Source organism: Mucilaginibacter sp. OK283 (assembly GCF_900110415.1).
Lineage (GTDB): Bacteria > Bacteroidota > Bacteroidia > Sphingobacteriales > Sphingobacteriaceae > Mucilaginibacter.
The window spans coordinates 904,539-925,145 of sequence record NZ_FODR01000001.1; the positions used below are offsets into that span (position 1 = coordinate 904,539).

Annotated in this window: 20 protein-coding genes; 6 read left to right on the forward strand and 14 right to left on the reverse strand. The window is 45.1% G+C overall.

What is annotated here, in order from left to right; translation table 11 throughout:
* Positions 1-13 precede the first annotated feature (13 nt).
* A complete protein-coding gene (locus BMX56_RS03860) occupies positions 14-952 on the reverse strand; it encodes an SPFH domain-containing protein (RefSeq protein WP_090641020.1) in 939 nt (312 codons plus the stop codon).
* Between the two features lie 91 nt (positions 953-1,043).
* On the opposite strand from BMX56_RS03860, the gene BMX56_RS03865 reads away from it, so the two are divergent.
* Positions 1,044-1,229, forward strand: coding sequence for a hypothetical protein (locus BMX56_RS03865; protein ID WP_090641022.1), 186 nt, complete (start codon positions 1,044-1,046; stop codon positions 1,227-1,229).
* A 74-nt stretch (positions 1,230-1,303) separates the two neighbouring features.
* On the opposite strand, the gene BMX56_RS03870 is transcribed toward BMX56_RS03865, so the two are convergent.
* The 5 genes from BMX56_RS03870 to BMX56_RS03890 form a co-directional block, all read right to left on the reverse strand.
* Positions 1,304-2,137 (reverse strand): maleylpyruvate isomerase N-terminal domain-containing protein, encoded by an 834-nt coding sequence (locus BMX56_RS03870; protein WP_090641024.1) that lies wholly within the window; start codon positions 2,135-2,137, stop codon positions 1,304-1,306.
* Positions 2,138-2,352: 215 nt separating this feature from the next.
* Positions 2,353-2,865 carry a shikimate kinase gene (locus BMX56_RS03875; RefSeq protein WP_090641026.1) on the reverse strand — a complete coding sequence of 171 codons (513 nt, stop codon included), beginning with the start codon at positions 2,863-2,865 and terminating at the stop codon, positions 2,353-2,355.
* Between the two features lie 150 nt (positions 2,866-3,015).
* Positions 3,016-4,074: an ABC transporter permease gene (locus tag BMX56_RS03880; protein ID WP_090641030.1), complete on the reverse strand. Its 1,059-nt coding sequence runs from the start codon at positions 4,072-4,074 to the stop codon at positions 3,016-3,018.
* A gap of 2 nt (positions 4,075-4,076) precedes the next feature.
* Entirely contained in the window at positions 4,077-5,228 is a 1,152-nt protein-coding gene (locus BMX56_RS03885) for a BT_3928 family protein (RefSeq protein ID WP_090641031.1), read from the reverse strand.
* Positions 5,225-5,707: a DUF1599 domain-containing protein gene (locus tag BMX56_RS03890; protein ID WP_090641033.1), complete on the reverse strand. Its 483-nt coding sequence runs from the start codon at positions 5,705-5,707 to the stop codon at positions 5,225-5,227. Before BMX56_RS03890 ends, BMX56_RS03885 begins: the two co-directional genes overlap by 4 nt.
* 164 nt (positions 5,708-5,871) lie before the next feature.
* On the opposite strand from BMX56_RS03890, the gene folP reads away from it, so the two are divergent.
* Positions 5,872-6,723, forward strand: coding sequence for a dihydropteroate synthase (gene folP / locus BMX56_RS03895; RefSeq protein ID WP_090641035.1), 852 nt, complete (start codon positions 5,872-5,874; stop codon positions 6,721-6,723).
* 9 nt (positions 6,724-6,732) lie between these two features.
* Positions 6,733-7,224, forward strand: a complete 492-nt coding sequence (locus BMX56_RS03900) for a GNAT family N-acetyltransferase (RefSeq protein WP_090641037.1) — start codon at positions 6,733-6,735, stop codon at positions 7,222-7,224.
* A gap of 186 nt (positions 7,225-7,410) precedes the next feature.
* Here BMX56_RS03900 and BMX56_RS03905 read toward each other — a convergent pair whose 3' ends face one another.
* From BMX56_RS03905 to recJ, 3 genes are all read right to left on the reverse strand, one after another.
* A complete protein-coding gene (locus BMX56_RS03905) occupies positions 7,411-8,934 on the reverse strand; it encodes a GH3 auxin-responsive promoter family protein (protein ID WP_090641039.1) in 1,524 nt (507 codons plus the stop codon).
* Between the two features lie 12 nt (positions 8,935-8,946).
* A complete protein-coding gene (gene lptB, locus BMX56_RS03910) occupies positions 8,947-9,687 on the reverse strand; it encodes an LPS export ABC transporter ATP-binding protein (RefSeq protein ID WP_090641041.1) in 741 nt (246 codons plus the stop codon).
* 664 nt (positions 9,688-10,351) lie between these two features.
* A complete protein-coding gene (gene recJ / locus BMX56_RS03915) occupies positions 10,352-12,052 on the reverse strand; it encodes a single-stranded-DNA-specific exonuclease RecJ (protein ID WP_090641042.1) in 1,701 nt (566 codons plus the stop codon).
* An 85-nt stretch (positions 12,053-12,137) separates the two neighbouring features.
* Here recJ and BMX56_RS03920 point away from each other — a divergent pair, with 85 nt between their 5' ends.
* Complete coding sequence (locus BMX56_RS03920) at positions 12,138-12,914, forward strand: MBL fold metallo-hydrolase (RefSeq protein WP_090641043.1); 777 nt, start codon at positions 12,138-12,140, stop codon at positions 12,912-12,914.
* Here BMX56_RS03920 and BMX56_RS03925 read toward each other — a convergent pair.
* Positions 12,911-13,330 carry a response regulator gene (locus BMX56_RS03925; RefSeq protein ID WP_090641044.1) on the reverse strand — a complete coding sequence of 140 codons (420 nt, stop codon included), beginning with the start codon at positions 13,328-13,330 and terminating at the stop codon, positions 12,911-12,913. The genes BMX56_RS03920 and BMX56_RS03925 overlap by 4 nt on opposite strands.
* Positions 13,331-14,141: 811 nt before the next feature.
* Between BMX56_RS03925 and BMX56_RS03930 the strand changes: the two genes are divergently transcribed.
* A complete protein-coding gene (locus BMX56_RS03930; protein ID WP_090641046.1) occupies positions 14,142-14,876 on the forward strand; it encodes an acyl-CoA desaturase in 735 nt (244 codons plus the stop codon).
* Between the two features lie 226 nt (positions 14,877-15,102).
* Positions 15,103-16,359 (forward strand): pyridoxal phosphate-dependent aminotransferase, encoded by a 1,257-nt coding sequence (locus BMX56_RS03935; protein WP_090641048.1) that lies wholly within the window; start codon positions 15,103-15,105, stop codon positions 16,357-16,359.
* A gap of 114 nt (positions 16,360-16,473) precedes the next feature.
* On the opposite strand, the gene BMX56_RS03940 is transcribed toward BMX56_RS03935, so the two are convergent.
* The 4 genes from BMX56_RS03940 to BMX56_RS03955 all read right to left on the reverse strand — a co-directional run bounded on the left by BMX56_RS03940 (position 16,474) and on the right by BMX56_RS03955 (position 20,573).
* Positions 16,474-17,475: a glycoside hydrolase family 43 protein gene (locus tag BMX56_RS03940; RefSeq protein WP_090641050.1), complete on the reverse strand. Its 1,002-nt coding sequence runs from the start codon at positions 17,473-17,475 to the stop codon at positions 16,474-16,476.
* Between the two features lie 99 nt (positions 17,476-17,574).
* Positions 17,575-18,561 carry a helix-turn-helix transcriptional regulator gene (locus BMX56_RS03945; RefSeq protein ID WP_090641051.1) on the reverse strand — a complete coding sequence of 329 codons (987 nt, stop codon included), beginning with the start codon at positions 18,559-18,561 and terminating at the stop codon, positions 17,575-17,577.
* 387 nt (positions 18,562-18,948) lie between these two features.
* Positions 18,949-19,452, reverse strand: coding sequence for a cupin domain-containing protein (locus BMX56_RS03950; RefSeq protein ID WP_090641053.1), 504 nt, complete (start codon positions 19,450-19,452; stop codon positions 18,949-18,951).
* 47 nt (positions 19,453-19,499) lie between these two features.
* Positions 19,500-20,573, reverse strand: coding sequence for an alkene reductase (locus BMX56_RS03955; protein WP_090641695.1), 1,074 nt, complete (start codon positions 20,571-20,573; stop codon positions 19,500-19,502).
* Between the last annotated feature and the right edge of the window lie 34 nt (positions 20,574-20,607).

A 20,607-nucleotide genomic window follows, 5' to 3' on the forward strand; every position in this document is an offset into this window, starting at 1 on the left:
GGGTTTAAAACTTTCACTTTTTGACGTCGTCGGTATGTAAAAGGTTTAAGGCCATCATTTCTTTTAATGTATGCTGCATGGCATCGGTAGATCCATCCAGGAAAATCACGTTCCCTTTTGAGTTTTCAGAGAAGTGTTTGATAGATTCTGTCCACATGGTAAACAGTATTACCGAAGTATCCATGTTGGCACCGGCCATTTCTTTGGCGGCAACCGTCATACCACGGGCAACTTCCTCGCGGAATAAGGCTATACCCTGGCCACGTAGCTGTGCAGCCTCGCGCTCGGCCTGGGCCGAAATCTTGATGGCATTACCCTCCGCTTCCGCAGCTTTGGTTTTGGTGATGAGCAGGGCCTGGCCTTCGTTTTCGGCGGCGGCCTTCAGGTTGTTTGATGCCACTACCTGGCTCATCGACTTCATGATCACATCATCAAAAGTGATGTCGTTCAGCTGCAAATCCTGCAGGTGGTAGCCCCAGCCTTCCAGTATCACATCTAATTGTTCCTTAACATGCTCCACAATATCGCGGCGCAGTATCAAAACCTCGCTCTGGCGTTTGGTGGCCACAAACGCACGGATTGAACCTTCAACGGTGCGGATAAGCGCCTGCATCAGGTTGCGTTCATCAACAAATTTAAAAGCTACATTTTTGATGGTTTCTTCCTGCTGATCCAATACCGAGTACAACAACATCGCCTTAAAGTAAACGTTAGCCTGATCGTAAGTTACCGCCTGGAATTCTAATTCCACCGATCGGTTCTGAATTGAGATTTTGGAGTAAATGTTTTCGATAAATGGCAGCTTAAAATTAAGCCCCGGTGTAAGTATGCGGCGATACTTGCCAAATACGGTAATTACCACTATTGTGCCCTGTTTTACAGACACAAAGGATGATAATATGATTGCCAAAATAATAAATACAATGAGTAAAGTGATGATTGAACCTGTCATAAGGGCTTATTATTAATTAAATAAATATAGGTAAATTATTGGTGTGCTATTTGTTTTTATAAAAAAGCTTATTTAAACGGCATACACTATCATGAACTTAAAACGCACTTTCGGAGCCATACTTACCGTACTCGGTATCATCGGCTTAATTTATGCAGGCATTGGTGTTATAAACCATAGTAGCCAGGTTACCACACTAATTGTAGTAGCCATAATAGCTATTTTATTTTTCTTTACAGGTATCAGCCTGGTGCGCAATACTAAAGACGAGGCCTGATTATAGTCTTAAGTTCTAAGTCTTGAGTTCTGAGTCAATATCTTGACTTAAGACTTCTGACTCAAGACCTTCCGCTAAGCCATCACCGATACCATATTAAGCACCTGCCCGGCAAGCGTCGCATTCCCGGTTATTTCAACCCGCGTTTTTACATCGTCCGGGCGGATGCTTTTCGAAAATAATTTCCAGGCGATATCCGGGGGGATTTTTACGGTAGCGGCAAAGCTCTCTGTATCGGCCTCTTTTAATAAATGCCATCCGTCTTTTATTTTCTTAAGGTACCAGTTACCGCCAATTCCGGATGTGATGGTAATTTTTATAAGGGTATTTACCGGTGCCCCCGTGTTTTTAAAAGTATGGGGCAGTCCTTTGAAAAAAGTATCGATAAAGGGATAAAAAAACTCGCGCGTCATAATGCCATCGCGGCCGGTTGCTTCTCTTATTTGCTGCTGGTGATGCCATTTTTCGGTGTATTCGCGGGCAAGGTGCATCCAGTTAAGGCTTTCCTGTTCGCCGGCCCAGCCAACAGAAAATATGGCGGTGTCATTAGGATTCAACGATTCATAATAGGCAGATGCCAACCGCCCGGTTGTTTTATGCAGCAGGAGCAATATATCGGGGCTTATTCTTTTGGTGGCGTTCACCCAATCGGCATTGAGTTTATTCAGCCAGTCAACCAGGTCGTGATAGTTGTTGTTGGCAGGCGCCAGGTCGCCAAAATATTTATCGCGCTGAATGGATAAGGCGCGGATGTTACCATCAAGCAGGTGCGATACCACATCTTTCACTTTCCAGGCTTTGGCCACAGTTTGCTTGTTCCAATCTGCCGGAGTTAATGATTCCAGCAATTCCATCAGTTTTCCATCCAATGGTTTAAAAAGATGCCTTACTTCAACGCGGTTTTCCATGGCGATAAATTTATTGGTGTGATAAAACAATTTAGCATATCGTTTTTAATTCCCTCCCATGGGAGGGGTGTGGCTGGAAAATGAGCGCAAAGGCAGGGAGGGGTTTCTACGCCATGTAGTCCCGAAAGCTCATAAACCTCTACCTTCCCTTCCCCAAGGAAGGAATCGCACATCCCCCGGCACGTTTATTATCAGTCGTGAGGTCTATATTTCTTCTATACCACCTCGCCCAGTCCCAAAGCACCTTCCAGTTTCTCAACCGACATGTCGATACCATCTACATGATGATGTGCTTTCAAATAAAACCCTTCGCGCTCGGCCAGTTTGCCGGTTATAAATTCAACCAGGTCATCGCCTTTTTTGCCTTGCAGTACCGGGCGCACGGTTTTGCTGTTTTCCAGCCTGTCGGCCAGTGTTTTGGGCGATAGTTTTACGTAAAGGGTTTTGCCGTTGGCATTCATCCAGTCCATATTATCAAAAAAGCAAGGTAGGCCGCCGCCGGTTGATACCACAACGTTTTCGGGGTATTTGGTTTGCTTTAGCAGATCTGATTCCATCTGGCGGAAGGCATCTTCGCCAAAACTCGAAAAATATTCGGCTATACTCATGCCTACTTTAGCTTCCAGTGCATGGTCAAGATCAATAAATTCGTAGCCTAATTTGGCAGCCAGCTTACGGCTCCAGGTGGTTTTGCCACAACCCATAAACCCGACTAAAAAGTACTTCATAATTTTTATAGATGTGCAAATTTCAAATATGCAGATTTCAGATTATTCAAAAAAATCCGACTCCAAAAACTCCTTTATCCTTCCGCCTTTGCTCCTTTGTCCCAAAGTCCTTGCTCCTTTATACCATATCCAAAAATCCTTGCTCCGCCTTCAACTTAATTTTACCCGCGGATCTATCCAAACGTAAATTATATCTACCAGGATACTAATCACTACAAATATAAAGGCAATAAAGAGGATTGAACCCATCACTACCGGAAAATCCGACATTTCCAGCGCATCAACCGTGGCTTTGCCCAGGCCGTTATAGCCAAAAATGTATTCTACAAAAAATGAACCGGCCAGCAGCGATGCAAACCAGTTGGCAATGGCGGTTATTACCGGGTTTAGTGCGTTTTTTAGCGCATGTTTATAAATGATGGTATTGTTGCTTAATCCTTTGGCTTTTGCCGTACGGATATAATCCTGCCCTAAAACATCGAGCATGGCATTACGGGTGAGCTGGACAATAATAGCCAGCGGACGCAAGCCGAGGGTGATCATGGGCAGCACCAGGTTTTTAAGTGTCATCACTTCGCCCCGGAAAGGATCGTAACTAAATAAACTGCCCGACATGTTGAGGCCTGTATATTTACTCAGCTCAAAACCAAATATCCAGGCGATGATGATACCCGCGAAAAAAGCCGGCGCGGAGATACCCAAAGTAGAAAAGCCTATTGCCAGTTTATCAATCCAGGTATCTTTATGTACAGCACTCAGCACGCCTAAAAATACGCCAATAACAATAGCGAAGATCATAGCCGTGGTAGCCAATACCATAGTATTTGGGATAACCTCTAACAGTAAACTGGCCACATCCTTATGGGTTTGGTACGAGCGGCGCAGGTAAGGCCATTTTAGCCCAAGCACTTTGGCATCGCTTACCGCAAATAGTTTTACGTAGTGATACCGTTGCTGTTCTTCGGCAGTATTCAGGTGGATACCTACGGGCGAAAGATCATTGATGTAATATAGAAATTGTACAGGCTTTGGCTTATCCAGCCCAAATTCTTTGCGTACGGCTTGTAACGATTGCACGTCGGCCCGCTGGCCCTGCGTCATGCGGGCGGGATCAACCGGTAAAATATTAAACAAAAAGAAAACTACCAGCACCACCCCCAGCATTACGGCCAGCCCGTAAAATAATTTGCGGATAAGGTAGCTGATCATGGTTATTGTTTTTGAAAATACGTTTTCGCCAGGTCATCATACTTAGGCACCGAATGGTAATGCCATTTATTGATGACGACACCATTCTTCAGCAGGATTACCCCTGGGTTAGAACGGATCATGGTTTTAAGCGGTACGCCATCGGCATAAAAAACCTCGCTGATCATCCGGTGTTTTTTTACGAACGCCTGCGCGCTTTGCGGCGAATTTGCGGTAAGCAGCATGGTGCGGATATTAAAGTTTTGGGTAGCATTGATGGCCAGGGCATTTAGTTTGTTTATCGCGTCATCATCGGTTTTATCCAGATCGTAAGCTACGATGATAATGCTGTAAAAAGGGCTTGCCAGCAACTCTTTGGTAAAATCATTACGTTGGGCATCCTGGATAGACAGATCGCGGATTGGCGGCTCGTAACCTTTTGTTACCAGGCGGTTTTCCGGGTCGCCGTCGGTTTCCCAATTGGCATCTTTCCAGATGCCGGAAGTCAGGTATTCCTTATCGGTCATTACCTTAGTTTCCTTAGTCTTCTTGTTTTTTAGTTTATAAGTAAGCACGAAAACATCTTTGGGCGCATTGGGCGGGGTATCCATTTCGGCCGAAATATTGGCGCCTATTTTATAGGGCAAAAAGTCGATTACCGGCAAAAAGTTATAGGTGTAAAGGCCAAACCCTACCGAAACAAGGGCAGCGCCGATAAGCCATTTGTCACCTGCTTTTGCGCTAAATATGGGTTTTATTTTAGCCCGGTTTACAAATATCACGGCCACTAAAACCAGTAATACCATATCCTTGCTAAACGACTGCCATGGGGTAAGCGGTATAGCATCGCCAAAGCAGCCGCAGGTTTGCACCACTTTAAAAAAGGCTGAGTAAAAAGTTAAAAAACCGAAAAAGATAATGAGCAGCAATAAGCCCCAGGCTACTTTTACCGGCCGCACGCCAATAAGCAGGGCAAAACCCAGGATCATTTCCAGGGCGCAAAGCAAAATAGCTATGGTTAACGAAAGATCATTAAGGAACGTGATATGGAAAACCTCGAAATACTCCACCAGTTTATAGGAAAAGCCCAGCGGGTCATTAGCTTTTATTAATCCGGAAAATATAAACAGTAAGCCTACCGCTATCCTGCAAAACCAAATCAAAGCGTTTTTCATTTTACTCCAAGTTTTATAAGGGCAAATACCGCGTAGTTCAGCATATCCTGGTAATTGGCTTTTACCCCTTCAGATGCTTCGGTAAGGCCCTGGTTGTCTTCAATTTGTTTTACACGCAGCAGTTTCATGAGTATCAGATCGGTTAATGAGCTGATGCGCATATCGCGCCAGGCCTCACCGTAATCGTGGTTTTTGGCAAACATGAGCTCTTTGGTTTCCACGACTCTTTCGTCAAACATGCGTTCCACATGGTCAACTGCCAGTTCCTGTGGCGTTTCGGGCGAGCTGTCCAGCTGCATCATGGCTATAACGCAGTAGTTTACAATTCCAATGTATTCGCCGGTAATATCGTCGCCCACTTTCGAAATCTTTTTTTCTTCGAGTGTGCGGATGCGTTGTGCTTTAATAAAAATCTGGTCGGTGATAGATTGCAAACGAAGGATGCGCCAGGCGGTGCCATAGTCGCGGGTCTTTTTCATGAAAAGACCCTTACAATTGTTTATTACCGCGTCGTATTCTGCTGATGTGTTAGCCAATGGTCTGAATATTTTAAAGTTGGGGCGTTGTAATTACGGGGATATGCTACCGCGATAAAGTTATTAACTTTACCGCATTAACCCCTGTCAATATTACAACAAACAAAGTGGCTAAAGATACATTTTTTCGTAAAAAGATAACCCTGAATGCAGGAGGGAAACTTATCAACCTGGCTGCGCCGAAGGTAATGGGCATTATCAATATTACCCCCGATTCTTTTTATGCCACCAGCCGCAAGCCATCTGTTGATGAAGCTTTGCAGCAAGCCCAAAAGATGCTGGCCGACGGTGCTGCGTTTTTAGATATCGGTGCTTATTCGTCTCGCCCCGGTGCTGTTGATATTACTGCTGCCGAAGAGGCCGACAGGTTGCTGCCTGTTATTGAGGCAATTGTAGCTGCCTTTCCCGATGCTGTTTTATCGGTAGATACCTTCCGCTCACAGGTTGCCGAAGCGGCGGTTAAAGCGGGTGCGCATTTGATTAACGATATATCAGGCGGCACGTTGGATGCCGGTATGTTTGCCACGGTGGCCCGCCTGCAGGTACCTTATATTTTAATGCACATGAAGGGCACCCCACAAAACATGGTGCAAATGGCGCAGTACGATGATGTTTTTAACGAGGTGCTGGATTATTTTGTAAGTAAATATCAGCAGCTAAAACAACTGGGCGTACATGATGTGATTATCGATCCCGGATTCGGCTTTGCCAAAAAACAGGAACACAATTATGCACTGATGAAGCGCATGCAGGATTTTGATATTTTGGAATTGCCGTTGCTTGCAGGTATATCGCGCAAAAAAATGATCTACGGTTTATTGGGAGGCACCGCTGCGGATGCATTAAATGGCACAACCGCTTTAAATACCATCGCACTAAGTAAAGGCGCCAATATTTTGCGGGTACATGATGTAAAAGAGGCTGTTGAGGCGGTGAAGATATGGGAGGCTTGCCAGTAAGTATTTCATATGGAAATCCAGGTAGCTACAACGGCAGATATTGAGGCGATAACCCGTGTGGAGATTGACAGTAAATTACAATCGTTTCCCGAATTGATGGAGCCGCACGATATCGACTTTGAAACAAGGGCTTACCGCTGGAAAACTTATTTTGCAAAACAATCGCCCGCCAGCGCCAGGCCGCAAAGGATTGTATTAAAGGCTATTGACCAGGATAGGATGGTAGGCTATCTGGCGGTACACCTTACAAGCCGCTATGATAAGGATGCCGAAATTCAATCGTTTTACGTGTTGAAAGAATATCAGCGCCGCGGCATTGGTACCGCACTTTTAAAGGAGGCCGCAAGCGGGGTTATGAACCTTAATGCCAAAAGTTTGTGTGTGGGCATAGCCCCGGAAAATCCATATCAACAATTTTACCTGAAATATGGCGGCACTTTTTTAAACCCGCACTGGATTGTTTGGGATGATATCAATCTGCTGAAATCAAAATTGGGCTGAAGATGATTTCCCGACTGCCGCGAGGTTCCAACTCGTGGCTAAACATGGTTTCAGCTTTCAGCTGAACTGAAGCCAAAGGCTTCAATCGGTTTTACCCACGAGCTACGCTACGCTAATCTCGCGGGAGATTAATAAGATTCAAGGTTTTTGTCTTAACTCTTGGTTCTTGATTCTTACCTCTAACGTCTATTCCTCCACCAATTCCATCACCTTCAATATAGCATCCACATACTCGCGGTCATTAGCCAGGCGGGGTACTTTATGCTGGCCGCCTAATTTACCTTTTTCTTTCATCCAGCTAAAAAAAGTGCCTTCGGGGGCGCGGCGTACTATGGGGCGGCGCAGGGCCAGGTCTTTAAAGCGCTTGGCGTCGTAATCGGAGTTGATGCGGCGCAGGGTTTCGTCAAGGATATCCACAAAACGTTCAAATTCGTTGGGTTGCTTTTCAAACTCAATTATCCATTCGTGGGCGCCACAATCGTTACCGTTAAAATAAACAGGCGCGGCAGTGTACTCGCAAATGACGGCGCCGGTTTGCTGGCAGGCTTCTTCCAGGGCTTGCTCTGCATTGTCAATAATCACTTCCTCGCCAAAGGCATTGATAAAATGTTTGGTGCGGCCCGTTACCCGGATGCGGAAAGGGGCCAGCGATGTAAACTTAATGGTATCTCCTATCATATACCGCCAAAGCCCGGCATTGGTACTGATGATGAGCGCGTAGTTTTTATCCAGCTCCACTTCATCCAGCGTAAGCGTTTCAGGATTATCGTGGTGCAGGTGTTCAAGAGGTAAAAATTCGTAAAAAATGCCATAATCCAGCATTAACAGCATATCGCCCGGTTCGCGGGTATCCTGGATGCCGAAGAAGCCTTCGGATGCATTGTAATTTTCCAGGTAGTACATGTCGTCGCTGGGGATCAGGGCTTTAAACTGATCGCGGTAGGGGCCAAAGTTAACCGCGCCATGGAAATACATTTCCAGGTTGGGCCAAACTTCCAACATGTTTTTTTTGCCGGTTATTTCCAATATCCGTTTAAACAGCACCAAATTCCAGGTAGGCACGCCGCCAATGCTGGTTACGTTCACATCCTTGGTTGCCTGGGCTATTTTTTCTAATTTTTCTTCAAAGTTATCCAGCAGGGCAATTTCCAGTTGCGGCGTACGGTGAAGCTCGGCCCAAAGGGGCAGGTTTTTCATGATCACCGCCGATAGATCGCCAAACGAAGCCTCCGGGTTTATGGTGCTTACCTGGTGACTGCCGCCAAGCGTAAGCACCTTACCGGTAAACATGCGGGCGTTGGGCTGGTTGTTAAAATAGATGGTGAGCACATCCTTGCCGCCCTTAAAGTGGCACTCTTCCAGGGCTTCCTCGCTCACGGGGATAAACTTGCTCCTATCATTAGTTGTCCCCGATGATTTGGCAAACCAGCGGATCTCTGACGGCCATAACACATTTTTTTCGCCTTTGAGCATGCGCTCTATATAGGGCTTAAGCGTATCGTAATTTTGGATAGGCACCCGCTCCTTAAACTGGGTAAGGTTTTCGATGCTTTTATATTGATACCTGCGGCCCCACTCGGTACTCTCGGCCATGGATATCAGCTGCTCAAACCATTCCTCCTGTACTTCGTTGGGGTATTTCATAAAAAGCTCAATCTGGTGAATGCGCTTTTTCATGAACCATGTAAATACGGAGTTAAAAATTGTCATACAGCTGGTTTATTATTGGGGGAATACTTTTCTCTTCAGAACAAAGTTAGCACCTAAATATACTTTCCGCACCATCTCATTTTCGGCCAGTACCTCGGGCACGCCCGATTCTAAAATTTTACCTTCAAAAAGCAGGTAAGCGCGGTCGGTTATTGACAGCGTTTCCTGTACGTTGTGATCGGTAATCAGGATGCCTATGTTGCGGTGCCTAAGCTTGGCTACCATCGCCTGTATCTCTTCTACCGCAATCGGGTCAACCCCGGCAAAGGGCTCATCCAGCAAAATAAAATTAGGTTCGGCTGCCAGTGCACGCGCAATTTCCGTACGGCGACGCTCTCCGCCGGATAGCAGGTCGCCCCGGTTTTTGCGCACTTTGTGCAGGCTAAATTCGTCAATCAGTTCTTCCAGTTTGTCTTTTTGCCTGTCTTTAGGCATGCCGCCCATCTCCAGCACCGCTTTAATGTTATCCTCAACCGTCAGTTTGCGAAATACCGACGCTTCCTGCGCAAGGTAGCCTATGCCTTTTTGCGCGCGGCGGTACATGGGGTCCTGGGTTATATCCTTATCATCCAGAAAAATAGTGCCTTCGTTAGGCTTTATCAAGCCAACTATCATGTAAAACGAAGTAGTTTTACCGGCGCCATTCGGCCCCAGCAAACCCACAATTTCGCCCTGCGCCACATCAAACGATACATCGTTAACAACGGTACGCTGTTTGTACTTTTTTACTAAATTTTCTGCTCGTAGTATCATTTTTCAAATTCAAAAGTCAAAATTCAAAAGTAAAAACCTGTCGCTTTACCTCTGCTTTCAACTTATACGTTTTCAAATTCAAAAGTCAAAATTCAAAAGTAAAAACCTGTCGCTTTACCTTTGCTTTCCACCTATATCTATAATCCTCCGGCCAAAATTTTTGACTTTTGACTTTTTAATTTTGACTTTAACCCGGGCGTTCCTTCGGCCGGGCTTTTTGTTCATACGCCTGCAGGCCTTAGTCACGGGCCGGTATCCACTTCAATCCCTAACGCGTTTTACTCCGGCCTGAACGCTGGTCACGACTCACTCCGGCACCGCTTCGCTGGCCGACTCTCTCTCCGGCTTACGCCGCGAAGAGGGTAAACCCCATATTTATTTTTTTCGCCCCTCTATGCGACGCAGTCGGAGAGAGGGGCAGACGGGCGTAGCCTCGTCGGGGTGAGTCTTCGCCGACATGCATTGCCGACAGAATGTTCATCAACAAATCTATCATTTCCCAGGTGATGCTTTTTTGTCATCCCGAGGAACGAAGGATATCAGCTATGCATGACCGATAGAAAAGTTCGCGAATAGATGCTTCGTTCCTCAGCATGACAGTCTTTTATTTTCGTGTGTCATTCCTCCAGCCAAAATTTTTGACTTTGAATTTTTAATTTTGCCTTTAAAACCTTATCCCCTTTATGTTCAACTGTATGCTTCTCCTCTCACGCCAAATGTTTTCTTCAATGCTGTAGCAAATATCAAAGGGCACGCCTGGCTTTAATTGCGGCAGGTATTCGCCGTGGTTAAAGGCAATACAATCAAACGCCGCCGTACCTTCCTGCATTACGGCCATTTTAATATGTGCCTGCCCCACCAGGCCTGCGTTACCGCTAACATACACATTTTTACTTATGAAAACCGGCGCCATATTTTCGGGCCCGAAAGGCGCAAACTGGTTCAGTATCCTGAAAAATTTCGGTTCTATCTGGCTTAAACGTAATTCGGCATCAATTTGTATCTGCTGAATCAATTGTTCTGGCGATATTGTAGCGCTCACCACTTCTTCAAACCTATCCTTAAAAGCTTCTACGTTTTCGGGCAATAGGGTTAAGCCCGCCGCGTATTTGTGCCCGCCAAACTGGATAAGCAGATCCTTGCACTCGCAAAGCGCCTCGTAAAGGTCAAATCCCAAAACAGAACGTGCCGAACCGGCCACATGCCCGTTTGATTGGGTAAGCACAATGGTGGGGCGGTAATATTTTTCGGTAAGGCGCGATGCCACAATACCAATAACGCCTTTGTGCCAATCTTTGTTAAATACCACGGTTGATTTTCGGCCTATCAGCACTTCGTCGCCATCTATTATATCAAGCGCCTGGTCGGTAATGGTAAGGTCGTGCCCTTTGCGCTCGGTATTGCGGGTGTTTATCATGAGGCCTTTTGCCCTGGCCACGTTTTCATCACAAGCTATCAGCAATTCAACGGCGTGTTTGGCATCGTCAATACGCCCGGCGGCGTTTATCCGTGGGCCTATCAGGAACACTACGTCAGATATAGTTAAGTTTCCGGGTGTTTTGCCGGCAACCTCAATCAGCGTTTTTACACCAATGCACGGGTCGGTATTTATTTTTTGCAGGCCAAAGTGTGCCAGCACCCGGTTCTCGCCGGTAATATGTACAATATCGCAGGATATGCTGATGCAGACCAGGTCAAGGTATTGCGCTACCGCTTCAAATTGGATCCCGTTTTTTTCGGCATAAGCTTGTATCAGCTTAAAGCCAATACCGCAACCCGATAATTCTTTGTAAGGATATTCGCAATCGGCGCGTTTGGGATCAAGCACCGCTACGGCGGCGGGTAGCTGCGCTCCGGGCAGGTGATGGTCGCAAATTATAAAATCTATCCCCAGGGTATTGGCGTAGTCAATTTTATCAACCGATTTAATGCCGCAGTCAAGTGCAATAATAAGGCTGAAGCCATTTTGTGCAGCATAATCAATCCCCTGGGTTGATATGCCATAGCCCTCTTTATACCTATCTGGAATATAATATTCCATGTTTTTATACTGCTTGTTAAAAAAGCTGTAAACAGTGGCAACAGCGGTTGTACCATCCACATCGTAATCGCCATAAACCAGTATCTTTTCGCCGGCGGCAATGGCGGTTTCAATACGTATAACGGCTTCCTCCATATCCTTCATCAAAAAAGGATCGTGCAGGTGCCGCTGATCGGGCCTGAAAAAGTACCTGGCGCTCTCGAAATCACTTATCCCCCTGTGTACCAACAGGCTGCTTAAAACGGTATCAATATTCAGTTCGGCAGATAATTTGCGTACCAAATCCTCATCGGCATTATCCCTTATCGCCCAACGTTTATTCATATCTTTGCAGCTTTTATAACAGTAAATATATTTTTTTGGTATTTAAACGGCCAAAGTTACATTCAAAATCTGATACATCGCAGCTATGGAAATTTTCGCGTTAGGAGAAGGCTCATATTCAGTTGATTCGACTAAAAAATTTATCCCTTTTAATCCCGAAACCGACAATTTCAGGGACCGCCCGGGTTCATTGTTCATCCATGTAAACCCATTCCTGATAAAAACCAGCCACCACCTTATTGTGCTGGATACCGGCCTTGGTTTTAAAGATACCCGCGATGAGCTTATCCTGCATCAAAACATCCGCAATGCGGGATTTGATCCGGACGATGTAACACTGGTGCTCATGTCGCACCTGCATTATGACCACTCGGGCGGTTTGGTTGTGGAGCGTAATGGCAAGCTGCAGCCCAGCTTTCCGCAGGCCAGGCACGTGATACAAAAAGGGGAGTGGGAGTTTGGCATTACCGGCAAATCATCATCATACCATAAAGAGATTTTTGAAGCCCTTGACGGTGCAGTAGATATTATGTTTGTAGAGGGCAGCGGCGAATTGCTTCCGGGTATCCGTTATGAATTATCCGGCGGGCATTGCCCCAATCACCAGGTATTCTGGATAGATATAGAAGGCTCAAAAGCGCTGTTTGGCGGCGACGAATTACCTGAGCCTGAGCAACTGATACGAAAGTTTATAGCTAAATATGATATGGATGGGCGTAAGGCAATGGAGCTGCGCCAGGAATATGGAAAATTAGCATCCGAAGAAGGATGGACCTGCCTGTTTTATCATGCCAAAACAATTGCTATTGGCAATGTAAGCAGCGATGATGGCGGCGAACACTTTAAGGTAACGCCGGCTTAGTCTTGTGGCTGAACTTCAAAAAGCTCTTTAATTTTTTCGACGTTTAATGGTTTGCTGATAAAATCTTTTACCAGCGGGTATGAGCGCGCTTTGTTAATATCGTTACTGAATACTGATGATGAAATAATAAAGATTTTGCTTTTGCCCAGCGGATCGAGATTTAAACGTTTGTATTCGTCCAAAAACTCCCAGCCATTCATAATGGGCATGTTAATATCAAGCAAAATATAATCGGGCAGTTTAGCCGGGTCTTTTTGTTGTATTTCAGATAACTGCTCAATAGCAAACTTACCGTTTAAACAAGCCATGATCTCGGTGTTTAATAAAGCTTTCTTTATTAATTTAATGGAGATGAAGTTGTTTATCTCATCATCATCAACCAATAATACACTAACGGATTTTGTGTTAATTGTCATAATACGCTTAAAATCGATATGCTTTATACGGAACCTTAAATTAAAAGGTTATACCCCCAAAAACGGTATTTTACTAAAATATTTTATGCCCTGATTAAATTAAACCGGCAATAATGACGGTTTATTGATGAAGATGGTTTTAGCCCGGATAAACGTACTGATTAAGAACTGGAAATGATGTTGGTGTAGTGCCAGATAGCGCCTGATAAAGCATGTGAAAGCTAAAAAATTAGGATATTGATTACCCCGGAGGGTGCAAAAGCCATAAAAAATGTAATAAGTTTGTTACATTTTATTGGTATTTAACTAAATTAATCACCCAACCATAAAACTTAAACCATATCCCCGCGGCAAGCCCATGCGTATTTTGGTGCTGACATAATTATTATAGATACAAAGAAAAGTTGAACACGCAGCGTGCTTGATAGTAGCCGGCCAGAAGGGAGCCCTGCTGCCGGGCTGAGTATAATCCGCCACAACCGTTACGGGTAATTACCGGCACGCCATCCCAAAATAAACTGAAGCTAACCTGGTTAGCCGGCAATTATGATGTTGATGAAATAATGGCAGTTACCATCTGCGAAGATTTTAACTACAGGCTGCAATGATACCGGCTGCCAGCCCAACAATTTGAAATACAGTAAGTGAGCAAAATAAATATTTTAACCAAAAAGGCGGTTTTTGCATACATGAGCAGCTTTTATTGGATATAGAATAGTTTCAAAAAAAAACAGGTTAAAACTTTTTATGCGTTTTAATCGTATCTTTGGAAAGATTATAAATAACAGTTCATTCTAATCATTCTAATTCAGTGGTAATAATAATTTTCTTCATCGGGCACTGGTTCCTGTCGCTCTTTTTCCAAACGTTCTTTTTACACAGGTATGCGTCTCATAAAATGTTCACTACCAATAAATTTTTTGAGGGTACATTTTATCTGCTGACATTTATTTGTCAGGGTTCATCGTTTTTAAACCCGCGTGCCTATGCAATTATGCACCGTGAGCACCACGCTTACAGCGATACGGAGAAAGACCCGCATTCGCCACATTTTTTCAGGGATGTTTTCCAGATGATGGTGTACACCGCCAAAAGTTACCGCATGCACGAAAAAAGGCTGAAAGATCCTGAAGAACGTTTTAAAGGGAACATTCCCGAATGGCGTACGGTTGATTACATTGGTTCGTCAATGGTATCGCGCATAGCCTTTGGTGTGTTATATGTTGCTTTTTATGTTGTATTCGCTACCCAATGGTGGATGTACCTGTTAATTCCGGTTCATTTTTTAATGGGCCCAATACATGGCGCTATTGTTAACTGGTGCGGTCATAAATATGGTTATGCCAATTTTGATAACGGCGACAAATCAAAAAACACTACCCCGTTTGATTTTTTAATGCTTGGCGAATTGTTCCAGAACAACCACCACAAACGCCCTAACCGTGCCAACTTCGGCGCCAAATGGTTCGAGATTGACCCGGTTTACCCTGTAATGAAAGTAATGCACTGGATGCATATCATCAGGCTAAGGAAAGCATATTTATAGAAGGTAAAAGGATAAAGGCGAAAGGTAAAAGGTTTTTTGCCCATATATAGAAGCGAAAAGCGACCTGAATGGATTAGCTTTTCGCTTTTTTGTTTTGAGGCCATTTTAGCCTGACCCCCTAATAACCACCTTTTGCCTTTCGACTTTTACTTTTTTCACCTTTCGCCTTTAACCTTTAGCCTTTCACCTTTTTCCCCCTATATTTGCCACTCATAAAATCCACAACATGAGTGTTTCTAAATTAGCTCAAAATTTACGCGGCTCGGAGATCATTAAGATTGCGGGCGAGATAAATGAATTAAAACGCCAGGGGCAAAATATTGCCAACCTAACTATTGGCGATTTCGACTCCAATATTTACCCCATCCCTGCCGATTTAAAAGACGGTATTGTTGATGCTTATAACCACAACCAAACTAATTATCCGCCGGCTGATGGTATGCTTAACCTGCGCGAAAGTGTATCGGCATTTTTAAACAGCCGCATGGGCTTAAATTATAAAGCTAATGAGATATTGATTTCGGGCGGCTCGCGTCCGTTGATCTATTCAACCTTTTTGGCCCTGGTTGATCCGGGCGATAAGGTGGTTTTTCCGGCACCGTCATGGAACAATAATCACTACAGCGACTTAACCAGTGCAAATGCAGTTATTGTAGAAACCAAACCCGAAAACAACTTTATGCCTACGGCTGATGAAATTGCACCGCATTTAAAAGGCGCAACTTTACTGGCACTTTGCTCGCCCCTGAACCCTACAGGCACCATGTTTAATAAAAAAGACCTGGAAGAGATTTGCGACCTGGTAATTGCCGAAAACAAAAAACGCGCAGCCGGCGAAAAGCCTTTGTACCTGCTTTACGATCAAATATATTCGCAATTAACCTTCGGCGATTTTAAACATTACGATCCGGTTACTTTACGCCCCGAATTAAGGCCATATACCGTATTTGTTGATGGCGCATCCAAATGTTTTGCCTCGACAGGCGTACGTGTGGGTTGGGGTTTTGGCCCTGCAAACATTATTGATAACATGAAAGCCATTGTTGGCCACATGGGGGCATGGTCGCCAAAGGCCGAGCAGGTTGCCATGGCTCATTTTATTACCGATACCGCCGCTGTAGATACCTACCTGGATGATTTGAAAGGAAAAATCCGCGCCAGCTTAACAACCCTGCACGAAGGTTTCCAGGCACTGAAAGCCGAAGGTTTCCAGGTAGATTCGATAACGCCTATGGGCGCAATATATCTTACCCTTAAAATCGATTACACCGGCAAGACCACGCCAGATGGTAAGGTATTAAAGGACTCGGCCGATATTAACTTTTACCTCATCAAAGAAGCTAAAGTGGCCCTGGTGCCATTTTCGGCATTCGGTACCGATGATTCGGTTAACTGGTTCCGTGCATCAGTAGGTGCAAGCACACTGGAGGATATTGAGCAGCTGATACCGAGGGTGAAAGCGGCTTTGAGTAAGTTGAAGTAATTGTCAGAATCAGAATTTACAGGATTTTAGAATTAACAAAATCCTGTAAATTCAATACTGTAATAATTCTGGGCATTCTTTAATTCTGAAAATTCTGATTCAGACATCTTCAAATCATTTTATCTCCCTCGCCGCAACTCCTTCGTTGGTAATCTTCACCGGCTGTATCATGCCATCTTTATCAAAGTACATTTTATCAATGCACATTACGCGGTGGTTGCCGTCGGTTTCGGTCAATGGTCGGCGGTGGTATACAATATACCATTCATCGGTGCCAGGCACGTTAATAACCGAATGGTGGCCCGCGCCGGTAGCAATACTGGCATCCTGTTTTAAAATAGTAGCTATCCGCTTAAACGGACCGAATGGGGTATCGCCTACAGCGTAAGCTACCCGGTAATCGGGGCCTGTCCAACCGCCTTCGCTCCACATAAAGTAGTATTTGCCTTTGCGTTTAAACATTACCGGTCCCTCTACATAGCCCTCGGGGGTTATTTTCCTGTAGGTAACGCCATCCTCAAAAGGTACCACGCCGGTAAAGTCGTCTTTTAGTTTTACAATATTGCACTGGCCCCAGCCACCGTATATCATATAGTACTGGCCGTTATCATCCTTAAAAACAAACTGATCTATAGGCTGGGCTTTGTTAATAATCTGGTCTATCAGCGGCTTGCCCAGGTAATCCTTAAACGGGCCTGCCGGGTTATCGGCTACGGCTACGCCGATGCCGCCTTTTTCGTTATTGTTCTGGATGTCGTTTGCGCCGAAGAAGATATAATATTTACCGCCTTTTTCGGTAACGGCAGGCGCCCAAAGCGCCCGCCGAACCCATTTTACGCCGGTGGTATCAACAATGTGGGGGTGTTTGGTCCAATGTACCAGGTCGGGAGATGAGAAGGCGTCCATGAAAACCTGCTCGTTATATTTAGCCGAGTAAGTTGGATATAGCCAATATTGCTTGTTGAAAATTTTAGCCTCCGGATCAGCGTACCAGCCCTCAACAACCGGGTTGCCTGATGTTTTTTTATCCTGGGCCAAAGCATACCGAGCCGGCACAGCCATAGCGGCTATTGTCACCGCAGTTAAAAAGATTTTATGATAAATACCCGTTTTCATAATAAAGCTGATGTTTTTGAGATTGCTAATATAACAGCTAAATTGGTTTAGTTGATACGGTTTCTGCAAATCATATCCTCGGCTATACCCGTAATAAGTTTATCTCAACGCCAATCCATCTTTATATCGCTTGGGTTTTACCTGGAAGTGCCTTTCAAACAAGCGCCCGAAATGGCTCAAATTGGTAAAGCCCAGCTGGTAGCCGGTTTCGGATACGGATTGCATAGCCAGCAAACGGGCGGCCTCGTTCATCCGGGCCGACTGGTAATAGTTATAAATACTATCGCCAAAAATCTGCCGGAAAAGCTGTTTCATTTTGGTAAGGCCGATACCTATCTTGCCCGATAACTCGGGAAGCTGCGGGGTTAAGCTAAGGTCGGATAAAATGGCGGCCCGCAGTTTGTATATCTTTTCGGCATCGGCCTGGTCTACCGTGATAGAAGCGGTTTCGGCACGGTGCATCAGCTTGCTGAACAGCAGGTATATGAGTTCTTCGGCCTTGTTTTTGTAAAGCAGTGTGGCCAGGGTGGTAGTTTCGTCAATTCGGCTTAATTGTTTTAGCGCGCGTTCCATCTCTAAAGTCATTACCTCATGCAGCACAAACGATGGGCTTTCCTGCAACAGCGATGCTATGGGGCAGCTGGCCTCCTGCAAATCCAAAGTATTGATGAGTGTTTGGCGGGATGCACCAATGACCAGGAAATTAACATGCTGATTGGCCGGAACAATTAATTCCGAAAAAAAGTTGCCGGTACCCAGTTCAACCTCGCAGCCGTTGCTGCCTGTAAATAAAGGCCCGTGCGGTAGGTCGGCCTCCTCCACCGGGATGCGCCTGCAATCAAACTTTAAGGTGAGCATGGTTGATGATGAAGCTGCCAGGCGGCGCAAAACAAGATCATCCTTAAGCCAATACCGATGGATGCACAGCGACAGGCCGTTATTCAGGAATACTTCCTGTATAAAACCCTCGCCAATTGATTCGGGCAGCGTTACCCGGTTATGGGTTATTTGGGCACCAAAACGCCCGGCAAAAGCCAGGCCAAAATGAAAACCTTTGCCTACTTCAAATTCAAATTCTATCGGCATAAAATATATTTAAACGGTTGTTATTGAATAGCTTATTGCCTGATTTTCTGTCATTCTGAGGTACCAAGAATCTGTTAGCCGTACATGACCAATAGAAAAGTTCGCGGATAGATTCTTCGATCGTACCCATGACATATCCAATTTTCCTGTCATCCTGAGTAACCTTTATTTGCGCACAAATGATCGCATTGCAAATGACCCTTTTTTCACAATTGATAATCAGATATTTGCAAATGTGTCAATGGCAGGCACGAAGGATCTATCAGCTGTGCATGACCGATAGAAAAGCTCGCCAATAGATCCTTCGTGCCTCAGGACGACAGTCTTTTATTTTTGAATGTGATTTCCTCCTTCAGAACTTTACAACTCAGCATCACAAAATGAGGCCTATTTATCCAGATAATCCGGCGGAAACATCTTTTGTCCGTATTTTTCGGCCAATGCACCCATTTTGCTTTTTAGCTCGTTGGTCATTGGCGGCAAAGGTAAAAATGTACCAAAAGGTGCGGGTTCGCCCGCTTCCGTAAAAAAATCTTCCATACCGGCGGGCATTACCGTGCAAAGCAAATGAGCCATTTGGTTGGATTTATTGCGGAAACAATGAACAATACCCCCGTAAGGTATATTCACAAACGAACCTTTTCCCGCAATATAATTGCCCGCTTCAGATTTTACCTCAACCTCGCCTTCAACAACGTAAAAACTTTCCTGTACATCGGGGTGGGCGTGCGGTATAGGGCCGCCCCCCGGTGGTACCAGCATATCTATCAACGCGTATTCACCATCGGTTTGCCTGCCCGATATCACTACCCGGTACGAGTTGCCTGCCATGGCAATCCCTTGCCCTTCTTCCGGGCCAACAAACGTTACTGTTTTTTGTGTGTTTTCCATCGTCAACTAAAAATAGATAAATGTAAGATAAGTATTGCCCGCCAACATCAGGCCACAGCCATTACCGGGTAATCGGTATAGCCATGAGCATCCGGAGTATATAAAGTTGTAAAATCAACCTCATTCAAAGGGGCGTTTTGCTCCATACGGGTCACCAAATCGGGGTTAGCCAAAAACGGGCGGCCAAATGCAAGTACATCGGCAAAGCCTTTGGCTAAGGTATCGGCCGCTGTGGCGGGTGTATTGCCGTTACAAAGTATAATGGTTTCTGTAAACGCGGTACGGATAGCATCAAATGTTTTCTGTGGGATTTTTGGCGAAAAACCGATATGAATATAAGTGATACCTATTTTGTTTAACTCCTGCGCCAGGTAGACATAGGTATTGTGTACTTCATCGGCATCATACTCCTGCAAATCGCCAAGGGTTGAGAAGGGGGAAAAACGGATACCTACTTTTTCTTTACCAATAGCATCGGCAATTTGCTGCACCACTTCCAGCGCAAACGAAGCGCGGGCTTTATAGTCGCCTCCATATTGGTCGGTACGGTTATTTATGTTGGGGTTTAAAAACTGTTCAACCAGGTAGCCGTTGGCGCCGTGTACTTCAACGCCGTCAAAGCCTGCTTCTACGGCATTTTTAGCGGCCTGTACATATTCTGCAATGGTTGCTTTAACAGCTTCGGTAGTAAGGGCTACAGGAATTGGGTAATCCTGCATTCCCATGCTATCGGTATGCATCTGGCCTGCCGCTTTTATTGCAGATACGCCTACTACGGTAGCCCCCGCTGGCAAATTGGCCTGGTGGGCTATGCGGCCTGTATGCATTAGTTGTACAAATATTTTACTGTTACCTGCATGTACCGCGCCGGTAACTTTTTTCCAGCCCTCAACCTGTTCACCACTAAAGATGCCGGGGATACGTGCGTAACCCAAACCATTGGGCGATGGCGATATGCCCTCGGTAACAATAAGGCCCGCGCCGCTGCGCTGGTGGTAGTATTCGGCCATTAAATCATTAGGGATATTGCCAATGGCCCGGCTACGCGTCATGGGAGCCATTACCAGGTGGTTTTTTAACTGAAGTGTTTTTTGGGTGTATGGAGCTAATATAGTGTTCATGTTTTTTTTGTTTTGATATTGTATATCAAATGTC

Excerpts from the sequence above, each read along its gene's own strand:
- recJ (WP_090641042.1), bottom strand. The coding sequence starts at position 12,052 with ATGAATAAACGTTGGGCGATAAGGGATAATGCCGATGAGGATTTGGTA.
- BMX56_RS03905 (WP_090641039.1), bottom strand. The coding sequence starts at position 8,934 with ATGACAATTTTTAACTCCGTATTTACATGGTTCATGAAAAAGCGCATT.
- BMX56_RS03940 (WP_090641050.1), bottom strand. The coding sequence starts at position 17,475 with ATGAAAACGGGTATTTATCATAAAATCTTTTTAACTGCGGTGACAATA.
- BMX56_RS03860 (WP_090641020.1), bottom strand. The coding sequence starts at position 952 with ATGACAGGTTCAATCATCACTTTACTCATTGTATTTATTATTTTGGCA.
- BMX56_RS03870 (WP_090641024.1), bottom strand. The coding sequence starts at position 2,137 with ATGGAAAACCGCGTTGAAGTAAGGCATCTTTTTAAACCATTGGATGGA.
- BMX56_RS03880 (WP_090641030.1), bottom strand. The coding sequence starts at position 4,074 with ATGATCAGCTACCTTATCCGCAAATTATTTTACGGGCTGGCCGTAATG.
- BMX56_RS03865 (WP_090641022.1), top strand. The coding sequence starts at position 1,044 with ATGAACTTAAAACGCACTTTCGGAGCCATACTTACCGTACTCGGTATC.
- BMX56_RS03890 (WP_090641033.1), bottom strand. The coding sequence starts at position 5,707 with ATGAAAAAGACCCGCGACTATGGCACCGCCTGGCGCATCCTTCGTTTG.
- BMX56_RS03900 (WP_090641037.1), top strand. The coding sequence starts at position 6,733 with ATGGAAATCCAGGTAGCTACAACGGCAGATATTGAGGCGATAACCCGT.
- BMX56_RS03935 (WP_090641048.1), top strand. The coding sequence starts at position 15,103 with ATGAGTGTTTCTAAATTAGCTCAAAATTTACGCGGCTCGGAGATCATT.
- lptB (WP_090641041.1), bottom strand. The coding sequence starts at position 9,687 with ATGATACTACGAGCAGAAAATTTAGTAAAAAAGTACAAACAGCGTACC.
- BMX56_RS03925 (WP_090641044.1), bottom strand. The coding sequence starts at position 13,330 with ATGACAATTAACACAAAATCCGTTAGTGTATTATTGGTTGATGATGAT.
- BMX56_RS03950 (WP_090641053.1), bottom strand. The coding sequence starts at position 19,452 with ATGGAAAACACACAAAAAACAGTAACGTTTGTTGGCCCGGAAGAAGGG.
- BMX56_RS03920 (WP_090641043.1), top strand. The coding sequence starts at position 12,138 with ATGGAAATTTTCGCGTTAGGAGAAGGCTCATATTCAGTTGATTCGACT.
- BMX56_RS03875 (WP_090641026.1), bottom strand. The coding sequence starts at position 2,865 with ATGAAGTACTTTTTAGTCGGGTTTATGGGTTGTGGCAAAACCACCTGG.
- BMX56_RS03955 (WP_090641695.1), bottom strand. The coding sequence starts at position 20,573 with ATGAACACTATATTAGCTCCATACACCCAAAAAACACTTCAGTTAAAA.
- BMX56_RS03885 (WP_090641031.1), bottom strand. The coding sequence starts at position 5,228 with ATGAAAAACGCTTTGATTTGGTTTTGCAGGATAGCGGTAGGCTTACTG.
- BMX56_RS03945 (WP_090641051.1), bottom strand. The coding sequence starts at position 18,561 with ATGCCGATAGAATTTGAATTTGAAGTAGGCAAAGGTTTTCATTTTGGC.